General features: G+C 63.7%; 20 protein-coding genes and 3 tRNA genes. 9 read left to right on the top strand and 14 right to left on the bottom strand.

Going from position 1 to position 20,481, the window contains the following annotated elements:
* Positions 1-45 precede the first annotated feature (45 nt).
* The 7 genes from EYW47_RS09320 to rph form a co-directional block, all read right to left on the bottom strand.
* Positions 46-1,362 (bottom strand): MFS transporter, encoded by a 1,317-nt coding sequence (locus tag EYW47_RS09320; protein ID WP_133194571.1) that lies wholly within the window; start codon positions 1,360-1,362, stop codon positions 46-48.
* Positions 1,363-1,824: 462 nt separating this feature from the next.
* Positions 1,825-2,361 carry an energy transducer TonB family protein gene (locus tag EYW47_RS09325; RefSeq protein WP_133194572.1) on the bottom strand — a complete coding sequence of 179 codons (537 nt, stop codon included), beginning with the start codon at positions 2,359-2,361 and terminating at the stop codon, positions 1,825-1,827.
* 155 nt (positions 2,362-2,516) lie between these two features.
* A complete protein-coding gene (locus EYW47_RS09330; protein WP_133194573.1) occupies positions 2,517-2,729 on the bottom strand; it encodes a hypothetical protein in 213 nt (70 codons plus the stop codon).
* Positions 2,730-3,044: 315 nt separating this feature from the next.
* A tRNA-Ser gene (locus tag EYW47_RS09335) sits at positions 3,045-3,134 on the bottom strand.
* 66 nt (positions 3,135-3,200) lie between these two features.
* Positions 3,201-4,370 (bottom strand): radical SAM family heme chaperone HemW, encoded by a 1,170-nt coding sequence (gene hemW / locus EYW47_RS09340; protein WP_377784923.1) that lies wholly within the window; start codon positions 4,368-4,370, stop codon positions 3,201-3,203.
* Between the two features lie 44 nt (positions 4,371-4,414).
* The gene (rdgB, locus tag EYW47_RS09345) at positions 4,415-5,077 is read right to left on the bottom strand and encodes an RdgB/HAM1 family non-canonical purine NTP pyrophosphatase (RefSeq protein ID WP_133194575.1); all 663 of its coding nucleotides are present in this window, start codon (positions 5,075-5,077) and stop codon (positions 4,415-4,417) included.
* Entirely contained in the window at positions 5,070-5,810 is a 741-nt protein-coding gene (gene rph / locus EYW47_RS09350) for a ribonuclease PH (protein ID WP_133194576.1), read from the bottom strand. Before rph ends, rdgB begins: the two co-directional genes overlap by 8 nt.
* Positions 5,811-6,081: 271 nt before the next feature.
* Between rph and EYW47_RS09355 the strand changes: the two genes are divergently transcribed.
* The 5 genes from EYW47_RS09355 (at position 6,082) to EYW47_RS09375 (ending at position 11,295) form a co-directional block, all read left to right on the top strand.
* Entirely contained in the window at positions 6,082-7,020 is a 939-nt protein-coding gene (locus EYW47_RS09355; RefSeq protein ID WP_133194577.1) for a YicC/YloC family endoribonuclease, read from the top strand.
* Between the two features lie 109 nt (positions 7,021-7,129).
* A complete protein-coding gene (gmk, locus tag EYW47_RS09360) occupies positions 7,130-7,861 on the top strand; it encodes a guanylate kinase (RefSeq protein ID WP_133194578.1) in 732 nt (243 codons plus the stop codon).
* 40 nt (positions 7,862-7,901) lie between these two features.
* Complete coding sequence (rpoZ, locus tag EYW47_RS09365; RefSeq protein WP_006400783.1) at positions 7,902-8,105, top strand: DNA-directed RNA polymerase subunit omega; 204 nt, start codon at positions 7,902-7,904, stop codon at positions 8,103-8,105.
* A gap of 116 nt (positions 8,106-8,221) precedes the next feature.
* A complete protein-coding gene (locus tag EYW47_RS09370) occupies positions 8,222-10,588 on the top strand; it encodes a RelA/SpoT family protein (RefSeq protein ID WP_133194579.1) in 2,367 nt (788 codons plus the stop codon).
* Between the two features lie 218 nt (positions 10,589-10,806).
* Positions 10,807-11,295, top strand: coding sequence for a phage protein NinX family protein (locus EYW47_RS09375; protein WP_133194580.1), 489 nt, complete (start codon positions 10,807-10,809; stop codon positions 11,293-11,295).
* 63 nt (positions 11,296-11,358) lie between these two features.
* On the opposite strand, the gene EYW47_RS09380 is transcribed toward EYW47_RS09375, so the two are convergent.
* Positions 11,359-11,435 (bottom strand) — tRNA-Arg (locus EYW47_RS09380).
* A gap of 78 nt (positions 11,436-11,513) precedes the next feature.
* Positions 11,514-11,590: transfer RNA gene (locus EYW47_RS09385), tRNA-Arg, on the bottom strand.
* Between the two features lie 140 nt (positions 11,591-11,730).
* On the opposite strand from EYW47_RS09385, the gene greB reads away from it, so the two are divergent.
* Positions 11,731-12,294, top strand: a complete 564-nt coding sequence (gene greB / locus EYW47_RS09390) for a transcription elongation factor GreB (protein WP_133194581.1) — start codon at positions 11,731-11,733, stop codon at positions 12,292-12,294.
* Between the two features lie 138 nt (positions 12,295-12,432).
* Here the strand turns inward: greB and EYW47_RS09395 are convergent, their stop codons facing one another.
* Both EYW47_RS09395 and EYW47_RS09400 read right to left on the bottom strand, forming a co-directional pair.
* Entirely contained in the window at positions 12,433-13,599 is a 1,167-nt protein-coding gene (locus EYW47_RS09395) for a porin (protein WP_133194582.1), read from the bottom strand.
* Between the two features lie 555 nt (positions 13,600-14,154).
* Complete coding sequence (locus EYW47_RS09400; protein WP_240763629.1) at positions 14,155-14,364, bottom strand: hypothetical protein; 210 nt, start codon at positions 14,362-14,364, stop codon at positions 14,155-14,157.
* 400 nt (positions 14,365-14,764) lie between these two features.
* Between EYW47_RS09400 and EYW47_RS09405 the strand changes: the two genes are divergently transcribed.
* Positions 14,765-14,968, top strand: coding sequence for a cold-shock protein (locus tag EYW47_RS09405; protein ID WP_133194584.1), 204 nt, complete (start codon positions 14,765-14,767; stop codon positions 14,966-14,968).
* Between the two features lie 278 nt (positions 14,969-15,246).
* Positions 15,247-16,410 (top strand): exonuclease domain-containing protein, encoded by a 1,164-nt coding sequence (locus EYW47_RS09410; RefSeq protein WP_133194585.1) that lies wholly within the window; start codon positions 15,247-15,249, stop codon positions 16,408-16,410.
* Between the two features lie 50 nt (positions 16,411-16,460).
* On the opposite strand, the gene EYW47_RS09415 is transcribed toward EYW47_RS09410, so the two are convergent.
* The 3 genes from EYW47_RS09415 to EYW47_RS09420 all read right to left on the bottom strand — a co-directional run bounded on the left by EYW47_RS09415 (position 16,461) and on the right by EYW47_RS09420 (position 19,241).
* Positions 16,461-17,051, bottom strand: a complete 591-nt coding sequence (locus EYW47_RS09415; RefSeq protein WP_133194586.1) for a chorismate mutase — start codon at positions 17,049-17,051, stop codon at positions 16,461-16,463.
* A gap of 358 nt (positions 17,052-17,409) precedes the next feature.
* Entirely contained in the window at positions 17,410-17,559 is a 150-nt protein-coding gene (locus EYW47_RS40810) for a hypothetical protein (protein ID WP_027795377.1), read from the bottom strand.
* A 548-nt stretch (positions 17,560-18,107) separates the two neighbouring features.
* Positions 18,108-19,241 (bottom strand): aldo/keto reductase, encoded by a 1,134-nt coding sequence (locus EYW47_RS09420; RefSeq protein ID WP_133194587.1) that lies wholly within the window; start codon positions 19,239-19,241, stop codon positions 18,108-18,110.
* A gap of 132 nt (positions 19,242-19,373) precedes the next feature.
* Between EYW47_RS09420 and EYW47_RS09425 the strand changes: the two genes are divergently transcribed.
* Positions 19,374-20,318, top strand: coding sequence for a LysR family transcriptional regulator (locus EYW47_RS09425; protein WP_133194588.1), 945 nt, complete (start codon positions 19,374-19,376; stop codon positions 20,316-20,318).
* Positions 20,319-20,481: the final 163 nt, after the last annotated feature.

Raw genomic sequence — 20,481 nt, forward strand, 5'->3', positions numbered from 1 at the left:
CGCGATTGAACGGCGCCGTTCATCCCCGCAGTTCAGCGCTGTCTTTCAGGTCAGCGACGTGTGACGCGTCTCGCGCATGCACAGGACGCCGAAGAGGCTCACGCCGGCCGCGATCGACACATACGCGCCGACCCACGAGAGGCCGCCGTGCGCGGCGAGCACCTGCGCAATGTACGGCGCCACCGATGCGCCCAGGATGCCACCGAGGTTGTACGCGACACCCGCGCCGGTATAGCGCACGCTCGTGGGGAAGAGCTCGGGCAGCAGGGCGCCCATCGGCGCGAAGGTGGCGCCCATCAGGAACAGCTCGATCACGAGGAACAGCAGCACGAGCGGCAGCGAGCCGCTGCCGAGCAGCGGCTGCATCGTGAAGCCCGAGAGGATGGCCGCAATGCAGCCGACGATCAGCACAGGCTTGCGGCCGAAGCGGTCGGAGAGCCAGGCCGAGATCGGCGTGGCGATGCCCATGAACACCACCGCAATGCAGAGCATGCCGAGGAACGTCGGGCGCGGGATATGCAAGGCGCTCACGCCGTGCGAAAGCGAGAACACGGTTGCGTTGTAGAACAGCGTGTAGCAGACCACCATCGCGAGCGCACCGAGCAGCGTCGGCCGCCAGTGCTTCGAGAGGAGCGCTGCGACCGGCACGCGCACGCGCTCCTCGCGCTCGATGGCGGCCTTGAACGCGGGCGTTTCGGCAATCTTCAGGCGCACATAGAGGCCCAGCGCGACGAGCACCGCCGAGACGATGAATGGCACGCGCCAGCCCCAGTCGCGGAACTGCTGGTCGGAGAGCGTGGAGGCAAGGCCGAAGAACAGGCCGTTCGAAGCGAGAAAGCCCACCGAGGGCCCGAGTTGCGGAAACATGCCGAACCAGCCGCGCTTGCCTTGCGGCGCGTATTCGGTCGCGAGCAATGCCGCGCCGCCCCATTCGCCGCCGAGACCGATGCCCTGGCCGAAGCGCAGCACGCACAGCAGAATCGGCGCGAGGCTGCCGATCGCGTCATAGCCGGGCACGAAGCCGATCAGCGTGGTGGAAACACCCATCACGAGCAGCGAGGCGACGAGCGTCGATTTGCGGCCGATGCGGTCGCCGAAATGGCCGAAGATGAACGAGCCGATCGGCCGCGCGACGAACGCGATGCCGAACGTCACGAACGCGGAGAGCGCCTGGGCCGTGGCCGAGCCGTGCGGGAAAAACACGGGGCCGATCACTAGCGCGGCGGCCGTTGCGTACACATAGAAGTCGTAGAACTCGATCGCGGTGCCGATGAAGCTCGCGAAGATCACGCGCGCGGTGCTTTGCTGCTTCGCTGCGTTCGCCTGATCGGCGCTCGCGGGCGAAATGGGAGAAGTGGACATCGATGGGTCTCCAATTGTTGTAACGCGCACTGACGCGCAGCATGGGGCACGAAATGCGGCGCAGGCGTCCCTGTTCAGGATTCGAAGCCCGGCGGACTGGCGCCATGGCCGAGTGGCCTCAGGTCCCGGGCGCACCAGCGGCGCGCCGTCCGCGTATGCCCTGGCGGCATCTTTGCGCAGGCAACGATTCGTCAGTATGCGTCGCGCAGCACCGGCTGTGTGCGCGACGCGGAAACCGGCGGGGCGCGCGCGGATAAGCACGAGCGGGCACGAGCGGGCACGAGCGGTGGCCGTGCGGCGCTCGGGCAGCGCATTGGCGCGGCGCGGGTGGCGCCAGGCAATGTGCGTGGCCGGTCAAATGCCGGCGGGGGATAGCGAAAAATTATAACGACCGTGCGCAACGCGCAGCAAGGCTCCAGCAAGCCCGGCGCGCGGGCCTTGCAAGGCGTGACGCTACGGGCCTCAGTTGAAGTTCTGCGCTTGCGGCGAGGCGAGCGTGCGCAACTGGAACTTGCCGTTGTCGTTGAAGAGCCAGTCTTCGAACAGTTCGATCTGGCCGATGGAGTTGAGCAGATGCGTCGGCGGCGGGGGCAACGGCGCCGAGCGGCGCAGCGTGACGAGCGCGGTGGCTTCGGCGTCGTAGTCGCCATTGGAGCGGTAGACCGACGATTTCGTGATCTGCCCGTCGCGATTGACCGTGAATGAGACCACCACGAGCGAGCGCAGCATGGCTTGCGGCGTGCCCTGCAGCACATAGGACGGATTGCGCTCGACGATGCGCTTCGCGACGGCGGCGCGATAGTCGTCGAGTGCGGCGCTGTTGATTGCCTGAGGCGGGATGACCAGCAGCGGCCGTGGCGGCGGTGTGATCGTGCAGGCGCTCGCGAGGGCGAGCAGCAAGAACGGGACGAAGCGCTGCAACAGGCGTTTGCAGGCGGATGTTTTGCCGGGAGCGCTCACGGCTGCAAGGCCGCTGCGCGGACGGACGCGGATGAGCATGGCGAGCAGGCTCGAATGCGAAACCAGATTCGAGCTTAGTCGAAACGCGTGGGGTTTCAATCCGCAGTCACCCGCGTCGTGAATCCGGGTGCGTGATCATGGCCGCCAGGGAGCTGGCCGCGCGAGGCAAACGACAGGAGAGGCGTATCGAGCGCTTATTCGACAGGGAACTGCGCGCACGGATCTGCGGCCACGGTGGCGCAGGCGTACGAGTACTGGCCGCTCTTCATGAAGAGCTCTTTGCCGACCTCGAGGTTATCGCGCAGATTGGGCGAGCTTTCCCAGGCGATGTAGCTCGAGCACATGACGGCAAGCAGAACGACGATCGAAAATGCGAATTTTTCAAGCAGTTGGAAGCGGTGCGGCATGATGAATCCCCTTAATGCACGGGATTGTACCGCAACACTAGGGTTTGTACCTAGGTATTTGCCTTATAGCTGGCACGATATGTGGCAGCATATGTGTATGCGACCCCTAAATTTGGCAAGCTAATTCGGCGCCGGAGACGATATGCCGTCACGATGCGCCGATACGCCTGTGCCACTGGCCGAGCGTGTCGAATGGGGGATCTTCAGGCGGTGAGGAAAGCAGGGATGGCGGCCTTTTCGGCTGGCCTGAGCGCTTGTTTGGGATGCGCTGCTTTGTCGAACTTCTGCGGGCAGGACGCGAATGGGGCGTTGCGCTGGCGGAGGCGGTGAGATTCGAACTCACGGAAGGGTTACCCCTTCGCCGGTTTTCAAGACCGGTGCATTCAACCACTCTGCCACACCTCCGGAGCCGCGCATTGTAACCCGAAACGCTCGTGCGCCGGCAGCCCCCGAATCATCTCGATTTGAGCATCAGGCCGGCTCTTTGAGAAACAGCTCCTGCAAGTCGTTGAGAAAGCGCTGGCCTAGCTCCGTGGGCACGATCTTCTCGTAGTCGCGTGCGATCAGGCCACGCTTTTCCGCTTCCTGCAGCGCGGGTTCGATCGTCGTCATCGGCAGCCCCGTGCGCTCCATGAAGCGATGCACCGGGAAGCCTTCCACGAGCCGCAGCGCGTTGAGCATGAACTCGAACGGCAGATCGCGCGCGCTCACTTCGTGTTCTTCCTGGATCGGCTTGCCCGCGCGGGCCTCTTCGATGAATGTGGCTGGATGCTTGTAACGCATCTGGCGCACGATGCGGTTCGGGAACGACAGCTTCGAGTGCGCGCCCGCGCCAATGCCCAGGTAATCGCCGAAACGCCAGTAGTTGAGGTTGTGGCGGCTCTGCCGGTTCGGCTGCGCGTACGCCGACACTTCGTAACGCCCGAAGCCCGCCTCGGTCGTGCGCGCGTGGATCCACTCCTGCATGTCCGCCGACAGGTCGTCGTCGGGCACGGCGGGCGGGAACTTCGCGAACAGCGTGTTCGGTTCGAGCGTGAGGTGATAGAGCGACAGATGCGGCGGTGCGTACGACAGCGCCGTTTCGATATCGGCCTGGCATTGCGCGAGCGTCTGCTGCGGGAGCGCGAACATCAGGTCGAGATTGAAGTTGTCGAAGGTATTGGCCGCGACCTCCACGGCATGGCGCGCCTGAGTGGCGTCGTGAATGCGCCCGAGCGCCTTCAGATGCGTTTCGTTGAAGCTCTGGATGCCCACCGAGAGGCGGTTCACGCCGCTCGCGCGAAACTGCGCGAACTTCGCTGCTTCGAAGGTGCCGGGGTTCGCTTCGAGCGTGATTTCAGCGTCGGCGTCGAGCGGCAGCAACGCGCGCACATCGGAGAGCAGGCGATCGAGCCCCGCCGCCGAGAGCAGGCTGGGCGTGCCCCCGCCGATGAACACCGTGTGCACCTGGCGGCCCCAGACGAGCGGCAGTGCCTGTTCGAGGTCGGCGCGCAGCGCGTCGAGGTAGTCGTCTTCGGGAAAGCGCTCGCCCTTCCATTCATGCGAGTTGAAATCGCAGTACGGACACTTGCGCACGCACCACGGGAAGTGCACGTAGAGCGACAGCGGCGGCAGCGAGGTGAGGCGGATGCTGCCTGGCATCGTGAACGACTGGACCACGTCGATGCCGGTTCGATGCTGCTGGCTCACGCTACCTCCTCCAGCCGCGCGAGCAGTTGCCGCAAGGCGATCGCACGATGGCTCGAAGCGTTCTTCAGCGCCGGATCGAGCTCGGCGGCCGTGGCCTCGAGGCCGGGAATGTAGAAGTACGGGTCATAGCCGAAGCCGTTCTCGCCGCGCGGCGCGTCGAGCACCACGCCATGCCAGCGGCCTTCGGCGATCAGCGGCTCGGGGTCGTCGGCGTGGCGCACGAGCGCCAGCACGCAGTAGTAGTAGGCGCGGTGGTCGGCGTGTGCCTTGAGGTTTTCGACCAGCAGCGCGTTGTTTGCCGCGTCGCTTTTCTCGCCGCCCGCAAGCTGCGCGTAGCGCGCCGAATAGACGCCCGGCGCGCCGCGCAACGCGCGCACGCACAGGCCCGAATCGTCGGCGAGGGCGGGCAGGCCCGTAAGCTTCGCCGCATGGCGCGCCTTGGCGAGCGCGTTCTCGACGAACGTGACGTGCGGCTCCTCGGCTTCGGGCACGTTCAACGCACCTTGCGGCACGAGCTCGATGCCCGCTGCGCCTAGTAGTGCAGCGAACTCGCGCAGCTTGCCAGCGTTGTTCGAGGCGAGCACGACACGCGAAAGCGCGGCGGCGCCCGGCGGATTGCCGCCCAGCGCGGCGGCGCCGGTATCAGGCGAATTAGCCATGCGCGATCCCCAGCGCGGCCTTCTGTTTTTCGATCAGCGCAGCAATGCCGCCTTGCGCGAGATCCAGCAGCGCGTTCAATTCATTGCGCGAGAACGGTGCGCCTTCGGCGGTGCCTTGCACTTCGACCATGCCGCCCGAGCCCGTCATGACGACGTTCATGTCGGTGTCGCATTGCGAGTCTTCGTCATAGTCGAGATCGAGCACCGGCACGCCTTCGTAGACGCCCACCGAGATCGCCGCCACGTAGTCGGTGATCGGCGAGCGCTCGATGCGGCCCGTCGCAAGCAGCTTCGTGACGGCGTCGTGCGCCGCCACGAACGCGCCCGTGATGCTCGCCGTGCGCGTGCCGCCGTCGGCCTGCAGCACGTCGCAGTCGAGATTGATGGTGCGCGCGCCGAGCAGTTCGAGGTCGAACACGGCGCGCATGGCGCGGCCGATCAGGCGCTGGATTTCCTGAGTGCGGCCGGTCTGCTTGCCGCGCGCGGCTTCGCGGTCGCTGCGCGTGTGTGTGGCGCGCGGCAGCATGCCGTATTCGGCGGTGAGCCAGCCCTGGCCCTTGTCGCGCAGGAACGGCGGCACGCTTTCGGAGACGCTTGCCGTGCACAGCACCTTGGTGTCGCCGAATTCGACGAGCACCGAACCTTCGGCGTGCTTCGTGTAGTGGCGGGTGATGCGGACGTCGCGAAGCTGGTCGGCGGCGCGGCCGGAGGGGCGCTGGATGGATTGGGTCATCGTCGGGTGTGCGCGAGGGCACGAAGCAGGAAGGGGAAACGCAATTTTACCGCCTTCGCGCGGCGGGCGATGCGCGCTTACTGGGGCGCGAGCGTAGCGCCGGTCGTGGCGCCAGGCGTGCGCGGCGGTGGCGTTTCCAAAAATGGGATAATACGGTTTCTCCGCCCCGCGTCATCGCAAGCACGACACCACGCCGGGCGCCTCGACTTCTCTTGCCGTGACCCGCGCTTTGCACGAAGCGCGCCGCCATGGCTTTATCGCGAGACGAACCATGATTTACAGCATGACCGGCTATGCCAGCGCCACGCGCGAGCTCGTAGCGGCATCGGGCACGGGCGGCGCCAGTGTCTCCGTCGAACTGCGCACCGTGAATTCGCGCTTTCTCGATCTGAACTTCCGCATGCCCGAAGACGTGCGCGTGTGCGAGCCCACGTTGCGCGAAATGCTGATGACGAAGCTCTCGCGCGGCAAGGTCGATATCCGCATCAACATCCAGAAGAGCGAGCAGGCCGCCAACGCGGGCGCGCTCAACCGCGATGCGCTCGATCAGCTCGCGACGCTCGAGCGCGCCGTGCTCGAGGCGTTCCCCGAGTCGGGCCGCCTGCGCACCGGCGAGATCCTGCGTTGGCCCGGCGTGCTGGCGGAAAGCGGCGTGGCGCCCGAGGTGCTGCGCGACGCGGTGCTCAGCTGCGGCAAGCAGGCTATCGCCGACCTGATCGACGTGCGTGCGCGCGAGGGTGCGCAGCTTGCCAACATGCTGCTCGCGAACGTCACGGAAATGGAGGCGATCGTCGCGAAGATCACGCCGCTCGTGCCGGACTTGATCGTCAAGCATCAGCAGAAGATCGTCGAGCGGCTGCAGGAAGCGCTCGGCATCGCCGCGCCGGAAAGCGCGAACGGCAACGGCAATATCGGCAATATTTCGCGTGAAGAGATCGCCGAGCGCATCCGCCAGGAAGTGACGATGTACGGCATCCGCATCGACATCGCCGAAGAGCTCTCGCGCCTCACCGCGCATCTGGGCGAGACGCGTCATGTGATCGAGAAGGGCGGGCGCGTGGGCAAGCGTCTGGACTTCATGATGCAGGAGCTCAATCGCGAGGCGAACACGCTCGGTTCGAAGGCCGCAGCGAAGGAACTCGCCGACTCCTCGATGACGCTCAAGCTGCTCATCGAGCAAATGCGCGAGCAGGTGCAGAACCTCGAATAAGAACAGCGCGCGGCGTGCATGATCAACTCATGGTGAACCATGTGCGCCGCACGTTCGAAGCAACGCAGCACAGGTCGCAACTCAAGCAGCAACTCAGGAAGCAACGAACATGACCGACCAGACCAGCAGCCACAGCGGCCACAGCAGCCATAGCGGCAGCAAGGCCGAAACGAAGCCGCGCAATCCGTACGCAGGCGTCTATCCGGGCAATCTTTTCATGGTGGTCGCGCCCTCGGGCGCGGGCAAGTCCACGCTCGTGAACGCGCTGCTCGACGAAGACAGCGCGATCCGTTTGTCGATCTCGTACACCACGCGCGCGCCGCGTTCGAAAGAGCGCGACGGCGAGCACTATCACTTCACGAGCGTCGACGATTTTCTCTCGCGTCATGCCGAGGGCGAGTTCCTCGAAAGCGCGGAAGTGCATGGCAACTACTACGCCACGTCGCGCGTGTGGATCGAAGACCAGATGAAGATCGGCCATGACGTGCTGCTCGAAATCGACTGGCAAGGCGCGCAGCAGGTGAAGAAGCAGTTTCGCAACGCAGTGGAAATTTTCATCCTGCCGCCGTCGCTCGATGCACTCGCGGAACGCCTGAAAAAGCGTGGCGAAGACGAGCCCAACGTCATCACGCGACGCCTGCTTGCAGCGGGTAGCGAGATGGCGCACGCAAGCGAAGCGGAGTATGTCGTGATCAACGAAAACTTCGATCGCGCGCTGCAGGAGCTGCGCAACATCGTGAACGCAACGCGTCTGCGTTTCGCGTCGCAATACGCGCGGCACACCGAGCTGTTCGTGCAGCTCGGCATCCACCAGCCGCAGCCCGGCGCATCGGGCACATAAGGTAGAATAAGAACCTGCTGAGAATGAGAAGGAACCCGACATGGCCCGCATCACCGTCGAAGATTGTCTGAAACAAATTCCGAACCGCTTCGAATTGGCGCTCGCAGCGACGTATCGCGCACGCCAGCTCGCCCAAGGTCACACGCCGAAGATCGAAAGCCGCGACAAGCCTACCGTCGTCGCGCTGCGCGAGATCGCGGCCGGCCAGGTCGGTCTGGAAATGCTGAAAAAGGTGCCCGTCTAACGGCGGTCCCTTGTACTACGCTGTACCTTGTGTAGTACCCATTTGTCATGTAATTCGTGCCGGGCGTCGTACGCCGCGCGCCAACTGTCAAGGCCTGACCTGATACGGAGGGGAACATGAGCACCACGCCCTCGCCGGCCACCGAGGTGGACCAGGAAGCCGAGACTGCGAGCCCTGCGCGCAATTACATCGACGCGGTTCTCGAACAGTCGTTTCGCCATCTGTTCGGGCCGACCGCAACACCGGAGCAGCCTCGCAAGCACGGTGTCGTCTCCATCGCCAATCTGACCGCTGCGCTTTCCGGTTACCTCACGCCCGAGGAAATCAAGGAAGTCAAAGCGGCGTTTCATTTCAGCGACGAAGCCCACCTCGGGCAATATCGTCAGAGCGGCGAACCCTATATCACCCATCCCGTCGCCGTTGCGGAGATTTGCGCCGGCTGGAAGCTCGACGCCCAGTCGATCCAGGCTGCGCTCCTGCACGACGTGATGGAAGACCAGGGCGTGACCAAGGCGGAGCTCGCCGAGCGCTTCGGCGCGAAGGTCGCGGAACTGGTCGACGGCCTGTCGAAACTCGACAAGATGGAGTTTCGCAACCGCGAGGAAGCGCAGGCGGAGAACTTCCGCAAGATGCTGCTCGCGATGGCGCGCGACGTGCGCGTGATCCTCGTGAAGCTCGCCGACCGGCTGCACAACATGCGCACGCTCGGCGCGGTGCCGCCCGAGAAGCGCCGCCGTGTGGCGCGCGAGACCATCGACATCTACGCGCCCATCGCGCACCGCCTGGGCCTGAACAATACCTATCGCGAGCTGCAGGACCTGAGCTTCGCGAACTTCAATCCGAATCGCTACGCCACGCTCGAAAAGGCGGTGAAGGCCGCGCGCGGCAATCGCCGCGAGGTCGTGAGCAAGATTCTGGAGTCGGTGCAGCGCGCCATTGCCGATGCGAAGCTCGACGCCGAAGTCACCGGCCGCGAGAAAACCATCTTCAGCATCTACAAGAAGATGCGCGACAAGCAACTGTCGTTCTCGCAGGTGCTCGACGTGTACGGTTTTCGCGTGGTGGTCGAGTCGCCGCTCGAGTGCTACACCTGCATCGGCGCGCTCCATGCGCTCTACAAGCCTGTGCCGGGCAAGTTCAAGGACTACATCGCCATTCCGAAGGTGAACGGCTATCAGTCCCTGCACACCACGCTGGTGGGCCCGTTCGGCGCGCCCATCGAGTTCCAGGTGCGCACGCGCAAGATGCACGAGATTGCCGAAGCGGGCGTGGCGGCGCACTGGCTCTACAAGAACGGCGGCGCCGATCTCAACGACGTCCAGAAGCGCGCGCATCAGTGGCTCAAGTCGCTGCTCGACATCCAGAGCGAGGTGGGCGACTCCAGCGAATTCCTCGAGCACGTCAAGATCGACCTGTTCCCGGACGCGGTCTATGTCTTCACGCCGAAGTCGAAGATCATGGCGCTGCCGCGCGGCGCCACGGCGCTCGACTTTGCGTATTCGATTCATAGCGACCTGGGCAACCAGTGCGTCGCCGTGAAGATCAACAACGAGTTGCTGCCGCTGCGCACGGAATTGAAGAGCGGCGACATCGTCGAAGTGATCACCGCGCCGTATTCCAAGCCGAATCCGGCATGGCTCGGCTTCGTGCGCACCGGCAAGGCGCGCTCGGCCATCCGTCACTATCTGAAGACGATGCGGCTCACGGAGTCGGTGCAGCTTGGCGAGCGCCTCGTCGATCAGGCGCTCAAGGGCTATGGCTACCAGCTTGCGGAGGTCTCGCCGGAAGTGTGGGAGAAGCTGGTCCAGTGGACCGGCAACAAGAACCGCCAGGAGATCTTCGCGGACATCGGCCTCGGCCGGCGCGTGGCGGCGGTCATGGCCAAGCGCATCGAAGTGCTGATGAGCGGCCAGGACGCCGACGACGACGATCATCACCATTCGCCGCGCGACCCGAACGCGCCGCATGCGCCGCCCGTGGTCATCACCGGCACCGAAGGCATGTCGGTGCAGCTCTCGGCCTGCTGCCGCCCGATTCCGGGCGACGACATCATGGGTTATATCGGCATCGGCCTCGGCATGGCGATCCATACCACCGACTGCCGCGTGGCGCAGCGCATCCACCGGCGCGATCCGGGCCGCTGGATCGACGTGGCGTGGGCGCCGCAGCCGGGGCGTCTGTTCGACGTCGCCGTGAAGGTGCTCGTGAAGAACACGAAGGGCGTATTTGCCCGCGTGGCCGCCGACATCACGTCCGCCGACGCCAACATCGTGCACATCGCCATGGACGACGACCTCGCGCAGGAGTCCAACATGCTGCGCTTCGTGATCCAGGTGAGCGACCGCGTGCATCTCGCGAACGTCATGCGTCGCGTGCGCACGAATCCGGACGTCATGCGCATCACGCGCGAGCGTCCCAGCGACGAAGGGCACCATCGCCACGAGGGTGGCATGCGCATCGAGCGCGAGCGCGCCGATTATTGACGGCACGGGCGGCCCCTGAGCGGGCCGCTGCTTCGCAACGCTCTGGTTGCGTGACGCGATGGTGCATCGGCTCTACGGGGCTGTGCGGCCGTTTGCTGTGTCGTCCGCCTTGTCGTTCTTTCCCGGCCCGATCTTCTGCGGCCGTCCGGCGCTGCCCCTGTGCGCCGCGCCTGTGGCGACCCCACGAACCCCTTTCAACCGGAAAGCGAGGGCACGCAATGAACGTAGCTGACTTGACCGGCCTCGCGCTCGACTACTGGGTGGCGCGCAGCCTGCCGGACTTCGTGCGGGAGATCTATTTCACCGATAGCGGCGAGACCGTCGCGGTGCGCGGCAACGACCGTGGCCGTCCGTGGGACGGGCGCTTCGAGCCATCCACATCGTGGGAGGCTGCCGGCGTCGTGCTCGATCGCACCCAGCGCGTCGAGCTGAGCGAGCGGCATGGCAACGAGCCGGCGCGCTGCGTGGCCCAGTTCGAGGGCGCCCACCGTAAAGTGGAGGCGCATGGCGCAACGACACGCGAGGCGCTGCTGCGAGCGTTCGTGAAGAGCCGCTTTGGCGACACGGTGGAGGAGATGCTGCGTCAGCCGCAGGCCGTGCTGGGCGCGAGCATGACACTGGTGGGGGAGCCGAGTGCGATCGGCGACGTGGAGGACTTGCCGCGCCCGGATGCGCAGATCGGCGATATCGGAACGGAGCCGCGCTAGCCACGCTAACGAGGCGCCACAAAGACAAAGGGCCTTCCTGAATCAGGAAGGCCCTTCGAAAGGTGGCGCGGCTGGCAGGATTCGAACCCACGACCCCTTGGTTCGTAGCCAAGTACTCTATCCAACTGAGCTACAGCCGCACGCTAAAACGATACTACTTACTGCAGTGTACTACCTGAGATTTGCACTGGTATTGCTTGAGCAAAACTCGAGAAAGTTGGCGCGGCTGGCAGGATTCGAACCCACGACCCCTTGGTTCGTAGCCAAGTACTCTATCCAACTGAGCTACAGCCGCACGCAGAAGTGAGATTATAGCAACGTTTTCAAAAAAGGGAAGGCCCTTATCGCGATTTGTCTGAGGACGCGCTTCGTGTAACCTGAGGGAAGGGTCACAGGGACCGAAGTTGCAAGCAACGTGTAGCGAAGCGAACCATCATGAACAAGGCATTTGTCAAAGAATCGACCGACAACGACGACGACGATCTCGAGGCCGGTCATCCCGAAATTCCCGCAGGGACCAAGAACTACATGACGCCCGCGGGCTACGAGCGCATGCGCAGCGAACTGCTGCACCTGATCGACGAGGACCGGCCCGAAGTGGTCAAGCTCGTCTCGTGGGCCGCCTCGAACGGCGACCGCTCCGAAAACGGCGATTACATCTACGGCAAGCGCAGGCTGCGCGAAATCGACCGGCGCATCCGCTTTTTGACCAAGCGGCTCGATCTGGCCGAGGTCGTGGACAGCAGCCGCCAGGAAAGCGTGGAACAGGTGTTCTTTGGTGCGACCGTCGACTACGGCACCGAGGACGGTGAGTCTCATACGATCACGATCGTGGGCGTCGACGAGGTCGATCTCGACCGTGGCCACGTGAGCTGGATTTCGCCTATTGCACGCGCGCTCCTGAAGGCCAAAATCGGCGATCAGGTGACGCTGCATACGCCGGCTGGGCCTGAGCCAGTCGACGTGCTCGACGTGCGCTATCCGGCGCCTGGAGCGTGACGGGCTAGCCAGCGTGGGGCACCTGGCGGCTGGTCTTGTGTGGGGCTGGCGTCGGGCACCGCGCAGAAATGAAAAAAGCGCCGCGAACGGCGCTTTTTTCTGCTGCACTGCAGGCCAAAGCAGCCTGAGGCGTTCTGCTTAGAAGCGGTGACGCATACCAACCGTCACAGCAACCTGGTCTTGCGTCGCCGAAGCCGACGTCAGGCCGTTCAGGTACGGTCCGATGTTGGCCGAGTTCGACGAGATGTGCTGCCAGTCGCCCTGGAGGTACACGTCGGTGCGCTTCGACAGAGCGTAGTCCGTCTGCAGTGCGACCGTGTTGTAGTTCGGGTTCACGCCGCCGCCGAAGTTCGCACGGGTGTACGTGTACGCGCCAGCCAGGCTCAGGGCCGGGGTCAGAGCGTAACGGATGTTGCCTTCAAAGTTCTGGAAACGTACGCTGTTCCCGTGAAGATTGATGCCGTTAGCCGTACCCGACTGCGTGGGCGAGATGCCAATCGCGTTGCCCAGTTGCGTCTGCGAGTAGACGAAGCCTGCCGTCGCCGGGCCGAACGTGTAGTTCACGCCGCCGCCGAACGTGCTTTGGCGAGCTGCACCGAAGGTGTAGTCGCCTGCTTGTGCACCCGAGAACGTAGCCGAGTTGAACTGCTGGTTGTTGATGTTGTTGTTCGCGTGCAGGTAAGCAGCTGCAAAGTTCAGGCCGGCGTAGTTATACGTCGCGCCGACGCTGTATGCGCGGTTGTTCGCGAATTCGGTGCTGTTCGAGAACGAGTACGTGCCGCCGAACTTGAAGCCTGCGTAGTTGACGCTCGAGTACTTGACCGTGTTGTTGAAACGAACCGAGTTGTTCAGGTTGTCGTTGTCGAACGGGTGAGCAGCGATCGTGCCACCGTATTGCGTGCCGGTGTTCGACAGCGGTGCGAGGTAGTCGACGACGGAGTCGTACTGACGACCGAGGGTGACCGCGCCGTACTGGTCGCTAGCCAGACCAACGAACGCTTGACGGCCGAACATGCGGCCCTTTTGACCGAGGTTGCCGTTGTCGATGTTGAAGCCGTTTTCCAACGTGAAGATGGCCTTCAGACCGCCACCGAGGTCTTCAGCGCCGCGCAGGCCCCAACGGCTGCCGTTGACCGTGCCGCTCGTTGCTTGCCAGGCGCTGTGACCGCTCGTAGCGCTCACACGCTGGTTGTTCGAGTAGGTGATGCCGGCGTCAATGAGGCCGTACAGCGTAACGCTGCTTTGCGCGTGCGCAGCCGTTGCACAAACGCCCGTGAGGGCAGCGACCATGAGAGTCTTTTTCATCTTTGTAAACTCCGAGAACAGAGGTGGGTTTCGTTGAACCCTGTTTGGGAAACCGTCCACGCGATGGGCAGCGAGAGGCAATACTCGCGTGGCGCGTTAATCCGTCGAAGTCGGTTTCCGGACAGGCAGAGTGTAGAGACGGTGCTCGGAAAGGGGGTGTTCCGATTCGCGCAATAAAGTATTGCGAAATCAGAAATTATATTGAGACTCGCGTTAGGCCTTACTGGTTGGGGCTTTCGGCGAAATTCAGGATGGCGAGGGGAGGGTGTCAACCGAACGGCGTTGTGCGATCGCTACACCAATTGATCGCGAAAAACAACGCCAATCCGGGTCAATCGCGATTATTGCTACCCACGTAACAGATGGTTGTGCTGGACAGAGTTAATGTGTCAGCGGCGCTGCGGCTATACTGCAATGGCTGCTTTTCGAAGCAGACTTTTTCGTTGACGAAAAAGATCTCCAAACCTTTGTCAGCGCGGCCCAAAGCCGCGCTCTTTTTTTGCCCGCGTCCCGCTGGCCACGCGTCGCAGGCCCTCGCAGCTCCCTCGTGGCCCTTTACCTGGCGGGCTCTTCCGGCGGCTCCGGCTGCAGGCTCCAGTCTTCCATTACATAGTGTCGAGCGTCCATAGGGGAACACAGCAGGTTGTGCCAATGGTCGCCGTGCCATGAACCGTACGCCTCGAGTTCGGCCGTCGTTGCGCTTGCCGGGTCGGTGCCGTCGATCTGTACGAGCCAATGAAAGCACCGTCGTAGTGCGGTCAGCATGGTTGCCTCCCATTGCGCGCTAACGGTATTCATGATGGATTGAATGTATTACTCGAACAACCGGTAAAAACACTTACGTTTGACACGTATTGTTACATTTGGGGCAATTCTTCCCGATCCGGCACCGGTCTTCCATTAAGCGGTAAAAAAGGTAGTCTCCATGCATATTCATTTCTCACGCATATATATCTGCATGCCTTTTGATGCTTGCTGGTTTATCTCTGAGATGGGATTGCTGTTATAAAAAATTCGCTTGACTGGCGATTGACGTTCCCCGTATAACGACGATTCTGAATTACCTTTCAGCTTCAATTCCAATGGGGAATGCAGAGAGGCAAGTCAGTTGGCTTTCGGCGTGAGGATATTGCCCGCGTCATTATATTTCTAGGGAAACTGAAAGATGGAAACCGGTATTGTCAAATGGTTCAATGATGCGAAGGGCTTTGGCTTCATCACGTCTGACGCCGGCGGTGACGACCTGTTCGCGCACTTCTCGGAGATCCGCTCGGAAGGCTTCAAGTCGCTGAAGGAAAACCAGCGCGTCTCGTTCGAAGTCAAGGTCGGCCCGAAGGGCAAGCAGGCAGCGAACATTCAGCCGCTTTAAGCGCGGCGCGCGAGCGGGCCGGCGCGCCTGCTCCCCGCGACATGCAGCCCTGGAGACCCCAGGGCTTTTTTATTTTGGAGTGTAAGAAATCGCGTAATAATATTGCGCGTCTTTAAGACACTCGCGTAATTAGCGGGAAAACCCCAATTCAAAAAACGCGTCGACAGGGCGAATAAGTAGCGCCGCCGGGAACGCGGCTGCGTCGTGAACACCCTGCGCGCTTTGCCCAAACAAGGCATACTTGGGCGCACTTCTCATTCTCGTCTTGCTGTTTCACCATGTCCGACACCCTTTTGAGCGCCGAGCTTTCGTCCGGCGATGCCCCGCTGGTTTTCGTGGATCTAGAAACGACGGGCGGATCGGTGGGCGATCACCGCATCACTGAGGTCGGGGTTGTCGAGGTGAAGGATGGGCTGGCCACGCGATGGAGTTCGCTGGTCGATCCGCAACAAGCGATACCGCCCTTTATTCAGCAGCTCACCGGTATTACCGACGCAATGGTGCGCGGGGCGCCCACGTTTGCCGAAATTGCGCCCGCGCTGTTCGAACGGCTCGCGGGCAAGCTTTTCATCGCGCATAACGCCAGTTTCGATCGCGGCTTTCTACGCGCCGAGTTCGATCGCGCTGGCTTTGCGTTCAATCCCGACGTGCTGTGCACGGTGCGCCTGTCGCGGGCGCTGTTTCCCGCCGAGAAGCGCCACGGCCTGGACGCACTGGTGGAGCGCCACGCGCTCGTGCCGGCCGATCGGCATCGCGCGCTTGCCGACGCCGATCTGCTCTGGCAGTTCTGGCAGCGCCTGCCAGGGCTCGTGCCCGCGCAAATGCTTGCCGCACACGTCGAACGGCTCACGCGCCGGCATCGCCTTGCGGGCGACATCACCGATGATCTCATCGATACTGCGCCAGCCGGCCATGGCGTCTACGTGTTCTTCGGCGAAAACGACGTGCCGCTTTATGTTGGGCGCAGCGTGCGCGTGCGTCAGCGCGTGCGTTCGCATTTGTCGGGCGAGCGGCGCTCGGCGCGTGAGCAGCGCATGGCGCAGCAAATCCGGCGTGTCGAATGGCAGGCGACGGGTGGGGAGTTGGGGGCGCTCTTCGTCGAGGCGCGATGGATCGCGCAATTGCGCCCGTCGTTCAACCGCGTGCCACGCGTTTCGAAACACGACCCGGCGGACGCGCCTTGGCCGTTCGATGGTGCCGTGCTGGTGGAGGAGCGCGATGCCGCGCACGACCAGCCCGTGTTGCATGTGATCGATCGCTGGTGCTACCTCGGTGTGGCGGCGAGCGCGGCTCAGGCTGCGAGTCTCGTTGCAGCGTCGGCCGCGGCCGACGCACCGTTCGAGCTTTCGACGTGGCGCATTCTGCAGAGCCGCCTTGAGAAGGGGCTGCGCGTACTACCCTTGCAGGACCTGGTCGCCGACGGACTGACGAACGCGGCCTGACGCTGCCTGACGCGGCCCAAGAGCCGGCGTCCGATGGTTGACTTGGCGGGTTATGCGGTGCCGCCTACGCCACCCCCTTCGCAGACATGTCCGAGCGCGTGCGTCATGGCCTCGGCATGCGTGGAGTCGTAACGCGTCAATTCCTTCCAGTTTGCAACTGCACGCGCGACGCGCGCAGGGCAGTCATCCGCCGCACGCGCGGGCTGCACGCGCGCCAGTGCGCCGATGAGCTGCGCCGTCAGGCGATCGAGTTGTGGGCGCGTGACGCTCGCGAGGTCCGGCGCTGGACCGGAGGGCGGCTGCGAAGACTGCCAGCTCGCGAAAAGCGCCTGCTGCACTTGCGTGCTCGCATCGATTTGATCGCGGAAGAAGGTTCGTGCGAACGCCGGATCGACGCCCGCCGCCGCGGCGCGTTTCTGCACGTCGGCGAGCAGGGCGTTTTCGCGCGGCGTGTCTGTGATCGGCTTGTGGTTGAGCCATTTCCACTGTGCGACGGGCTCTGCCAGCGAGAGGCGCTGTGCAACGAGCGCGACGAGATTGGTGAGTGCGGTGTCGTCGCCGTCGGCGTGTGCCGAGGTGGCCGGCAAGATGATCAGGAGTGCAGCGGCGCAGGACGCGAGGGCGCGGAATGCGGATTTCATTGAGGGAGGGCAGGACGGCTGGCCGAAGAGGGAAAAGCGAAGGATAGCCGGTTATAGGACGCTTGCCGCGTTATTGACGATCGTGCGAGAGAGAGCCCGTCGCCGCGAATACCGCCAATGCGGTGAAAAACGATCTGGATTGTCGGTGCGTTTGCGCACGTTTTGCGCGCGGCATAAACCACACGCACGTTCAATCGAACGCGCGTGCGCTAAGCGAGCTGAGGCTGCTCAGTATGGGCGCGACCAAGCGCGCGCACCATCGTTGCAATAGTGCGATCGTATGCGCGCAAAAACATACGCCAACGCCCGCTCGGGCCGGCCGCTTGTTTTGCACGTCTAGCGCCAGTGCGCTGCCCCGTCACTTCTGTTCGTGTGCCTTGCGCTGCTCGTCGAGAAATGCCCGAACGTGAGCGGGCAATTCATCGCCGAGAAACTCGACGGCCACCGGTTCCGGATCCGGGCTGAATACTTGGTCCGGGGTCGGAATCCTTGGCGGTTTGGCGTCCATGATCTTTCTCCTATGTAAGGCAATTATCCGACTGCGCCCTTCAATCGCGCTAGTGCCCGCCAACGCAAAGGAGTTTTTCTGGTGCGCGTGTTGCTTTATTTGCACATCGGGATAACTTATTATCTGCGCCGGAATATACTTTCACAGTTGCACTTCACGGCGCCTGCATGGCGCTTCAGTCTGCGGGGTGTTCGCGCATCGCGTAAGCGTCGCTCCTGCTGCGCTGCCGCAGCTCTCCTCCCGCTGGCGCTGGCGGCGGCCGCACAAGCGCGGTAGCGGCTTGCTGCGGCGCGTGGCAAGCGTGCTCGTGCGCGCCTGTCTGTTACGCGCCGCCCTGGTCTGACTGCATATCCGTACCCTCTATATCGGCCAATTATCGGCCGAGCTTGATTCGAAATCTTTAAACATAATTAAAACGGTGTAAGCGTTCGTATCTGTCGAGCGGGTCTCCCATCCTATGTCTGCATTTCCCAGCGAGTTAATGCCAGTACTCCCATAAATGGTCGCTGGCGTGAACCGCCGCGTATTGATGTCGCGCGGCTGCCCCCTCAGGACTGCACCGGCGCCGGCACCTGCTGCACCTGGGCGTGGTTCGCCGGTACCGCTCGCACGTTCACTTGACCGTGGATACGCGCCTGATGAACATCCGCGAACATGTAGTACGGGAAAGGGTGGGCGGGCTCGGACGCCGCGTCGAGGCGCGCGACGAGCTCGGGCGCGAGCGTAAAGTCGAGCGCGCCAAGCGACTCCTCGAGTTGTGCGGCCTTCGTCGCCCCGACGATGATGCTGGACACGCCTCGCTTCTGATACAGCCAGTTCAGTGCCACCTGCGCCATCGGCCGGCCGGCTTCATGCGCGACGCGCTCGAGTTCGGCGACGATCGCGAAGTTGCGCGGCGAGAGCTTGTCGAAGCCGGGCGGCGGATTCGGGCCCACGGTTTGCAGCCGGCCCGCGCCTGCGATGGCCGTGAGACCCGCCGCGCCATCCGCGCCCGATTGCGAAGGCCGATACTTGCCCGATAGCACGCCCATGCCGAGCGGACTCCAGGGCACGAGCCCCATGCCAAGCTGCGTCGCCAGATCGGCGAACTCGTGCTCGGGGTTGCGCTCGATCAGCGAGTATTCGAGCTGCATCGCCGCGACGGGCTCGAAGCCGCGCCATTGCGCGAGGGTCTGCGCGCGGCCCGCATACCAGGCTGGCACGTCCGAGAGTCCCACGTAGCGGATCTTGCCCGCGCGCACTGCGTCGTCCATGGCGCGCATCACTTCATCGACGGGCGTCATGCGGTCCCATGTGTGCAGGTAGTAGAGGTCGATGTAATCGGTGCCGAGGCGCTTGAGCGAGCCTTCGAGCGCGCGCAGCAAGTTCTTGCGATGATTGCCGCCCGCGTTGGGATTGCCCGTTTGGGCGTTGTACGAATACTTGGTGGCGATGACGAGCTGCTCGCGCAGGCCGCGCGCAGCGGCGAAGCGTCCGACCCAGGTTTCGCTCGTGCCTTCCGTGTAGAGATCGGCGGTATCGATGAAGTTGCCGCCGGCGTCGACATAGAGATCGAAGAGGCGGCGCGCGCTGGCTTCGTCCGCGCCCCAGCCCCATTCGGTGCCGAACGTCATTGTGCCGAGGGCGATTGGGCTCACGCGCAGGCCGGAGCGGCCGAGCAGGGTGTAGGTGTCGAGTTTCATGGCGAGTGTCCGATCCCGCGCGAAGCGCGCAGGTGAGTGGTGAGTACGGCCTCATCTTGCGCCCGATCATTCTGTGGAAAAATCGGGTCCACCTGAAAGGACTGTGAAGCCGGGCTTCACAATGGAGGCCAGATGGATCCGACCTTCGCCGCAACGCCAGGCGCATCCGCTCTCGCGGCGCGCTTGCCCGCACTGCTCGCGGTCGCTGCCGTCGCGCGTCACGGCAGCTTCACGCGCGCGGCACTCGCTTGCGGGTTGTCGACGTCCGCGCTCTCGCAAAGCGTGCGCGCGCTCGAAACCCAGCTAGGCGTGCGGCTCTTCAATCGCACGACGCGTCGCGTCGCGCTCACCGAAGCGGGCGCGCAGTTTCTCGCGCGCGTGCAGCCGGCGCTCACCGAGATCGAGGCAGCGTTCGATGTGCTCGACGCCTCGCGCGATCAGCCCGCCGGCGCGTTGCGCATCAATCTGCCGCGCGTCGCGAGCGAGCTGCTCGTGCTGCCGCATCTCGCGGAATTCATGGAGCGGCATCCACAAATCCGGCTCGAACTCGCGCTCGACGACGCCTTTGCCGATCTCGTGGGCGAGGGCTTCGACGCGGGCATCCGGCTCGGCGAATCGCTCGCGCCGGGCATGGTCGCGGTGCCGATCGGCGGCCCGATCCGCCTTGCCGTGGTGGGTGCGCCGGCGTATTTCAGACGCCACGCGCCGCCGGCCACACCCGACGATCTCGCCGCTCATAACTGCCTGCACTACCGCTTCGCGACGGGCGGCGTCTACCGGTGGGAGTTCGCGCGGCCGGACGACCCACAGCGCGTGTTCGACGTGCTCACGCAAGGGCGCTTCATGACCAACGATTTACGGACGATGGTCCGGGCCGCCGAACAAGGCGTGGGCTTGCTGCACGTGATCGAGGATTATGTGCGCGCGCAACTCGACAGCGGGCGCCTCGTGCCCGTGCTTCAAGACTGGTGCCCGTCGTTTCCCGGCTTCTATCTGTACACGCCTGGGCGCGCGCGATTGCCGCCCAAGCTGCGCGCCTTCATCGATTTCCTGCGCGAGAAGCGCGGGATGGCCTGAGGCACGGCGTGGTTTTCAGCATCGTCTGATTCGGCTGCCTGGCGATCTTCGCTATCTTCAAAAAAGCCTCGACTCAAGCAGCGTGCGGGCATCGGCCATCGGTAGCCCGCCGCCGGTAGCCCGCCGCCTCAACGTTCTACGTCCCTCGACTTTCAATCCTCAA

The organism is Paraburkholderia silviterrae, assembly GCF_004353915.1.
Taxonomy (GTDB): domain Bacteria; phylum Pseudomonadota; class Gammaproteobacteria; order Burkholderiales; family Burkholderiaceae; genus Paraburkholderia; species Paraburkholderia silviterrae.

Coding starts and splice junctions, on each gene's coding strand:
- EYW47_RS09320 (WP_133194571.1), bottom strand. CDS start 1,362: ATGTCCACTTCTCCCATTTCGCCCGCGAGCGCCGATCAGGCGAACGCA.
- EYW47_RS09325 (WP_133194572.1), bottom strand. CDS start 2,361: ATGCTCATCCGCGTCCGTCCGCGCAGCGGCCTTGCAGCCGTGAGCGCT.
- EYW47_RS09330 (WP_133194573.1), bottom strand. CDS start 2,729: ATGCCGCACCGCTTCCAACTGCTTGAAAAATTCGCATTTTCGATCGTC.
- hemW (WP_377784923.1), bottom strand. CDS start 4,370: ATGCCAGGCAGCATCCGCCTCACCTCGCTGCCGCCGCTGTCGCTCTAC.
- rdgB (WP_133194575.1), bottom strand. CDS start 5,077: ATGGCTAATTCGCCTGATACCGGCGCCGCCGCGCTGGGCGGCAATCCG.
- rph (WP_133194576.1), bottom strand. CDS start 5,810: ATGACCCAATCCATCCAGCGCCCCTCCGGCCGCGCCGCCGACCAGCTT.
- EYW47_RS09355 (WP_133194577.1), top strand. CDS start 6,082: ATGATTTACAGCATGACCGGCTATGCCAGCGCCACGCGCGAGCTCGTA.
- gmk (WP_133194578.1), top strand. CDS start 7,130: ATGACCGACCAGACCAGCAGCCACAGCGGCCACAGCAGCCATAGCGGC.
- rpoZ (WP_006400783.1), top strand. CDS start 7,902: ATGGCCCGCATCACCGTCGAAGATTGTCTGAAACAAATTCCGAACCGC.
- EYW47_RS09370 (WP_133194579.1), top strand. CDS start 8,222: ATGAGCACCACGCCCTCGCCGGCCACCGAGGTGGACCAGGAAGCCGAG.
- EYW47_RS09375 (WP_133194580.1), top strand. CDS start 10,807: ATGAACGTAGCTGACTTGACCGGCCTCGCGCTCGACTACTGGGTGGCG.
- greB (WP_133194581.1), top strand. CDS start 11,731: ATGAACAAGGCATTTGTCAAAGAATCGACCGACAACGACGACGACGAT.
- EYW47_RS09395 (WP_133194582.1), bottom strand. CDS start 13,599: ATGAAAAAGACTCTCATGGTCGCTGCCCTCACGGGCGTTTGTGCAACG.
- EYW47_RS09400 (WP_240763629.1), bottom strand. CDS start 14,364: ATGCTGACCGCACTACGACGGTGCTTTCATTGGCTCGTACAGATCGAC.
- EYW47_RS09405 (WP_133194584.1), top strand. CDS start 14,765: ATGGAAACCGGTATTGTCAAATGGTTCAATGATGCGAAGGGCTTTGGC.
- EYW47_RS09410 (WP_133194585.1), top strand. CDS start 15,247: ATGTCCGACACCCTTTTGAGCGCCGAGCTTTCGTCCGGCGATGCCCCG.
- EYW47_RS09415 (WP_133194586.1), bottom strand. CDS start 17,051: ATGAAATCCGCATTCCGCGCCCTCGCGTCCTGCGCCGCTGCACTCCTG.
- EYW47_RS40810 (WP_027795377.1), bottom strand. CDS start 17,559: ATGGACGCCAAACCGCCAAGGATTCCGACCCCGGACCAAGTATTCAGC.
- EYW47_RS09420 (WP_133194587.1), bottom strand. CDS start 19,241: ATGAAACTCGACACCTACACCCTGCTCGGCCGCTCCGGCCTGCGCGTG.
- EYW47_RS09425 (WP_133194588.1), top strand. CDS start 19,374: ATGGATCCGACCTTCGCCGCAACGCCAGGCGCATCCGCTCTCGCGGCG.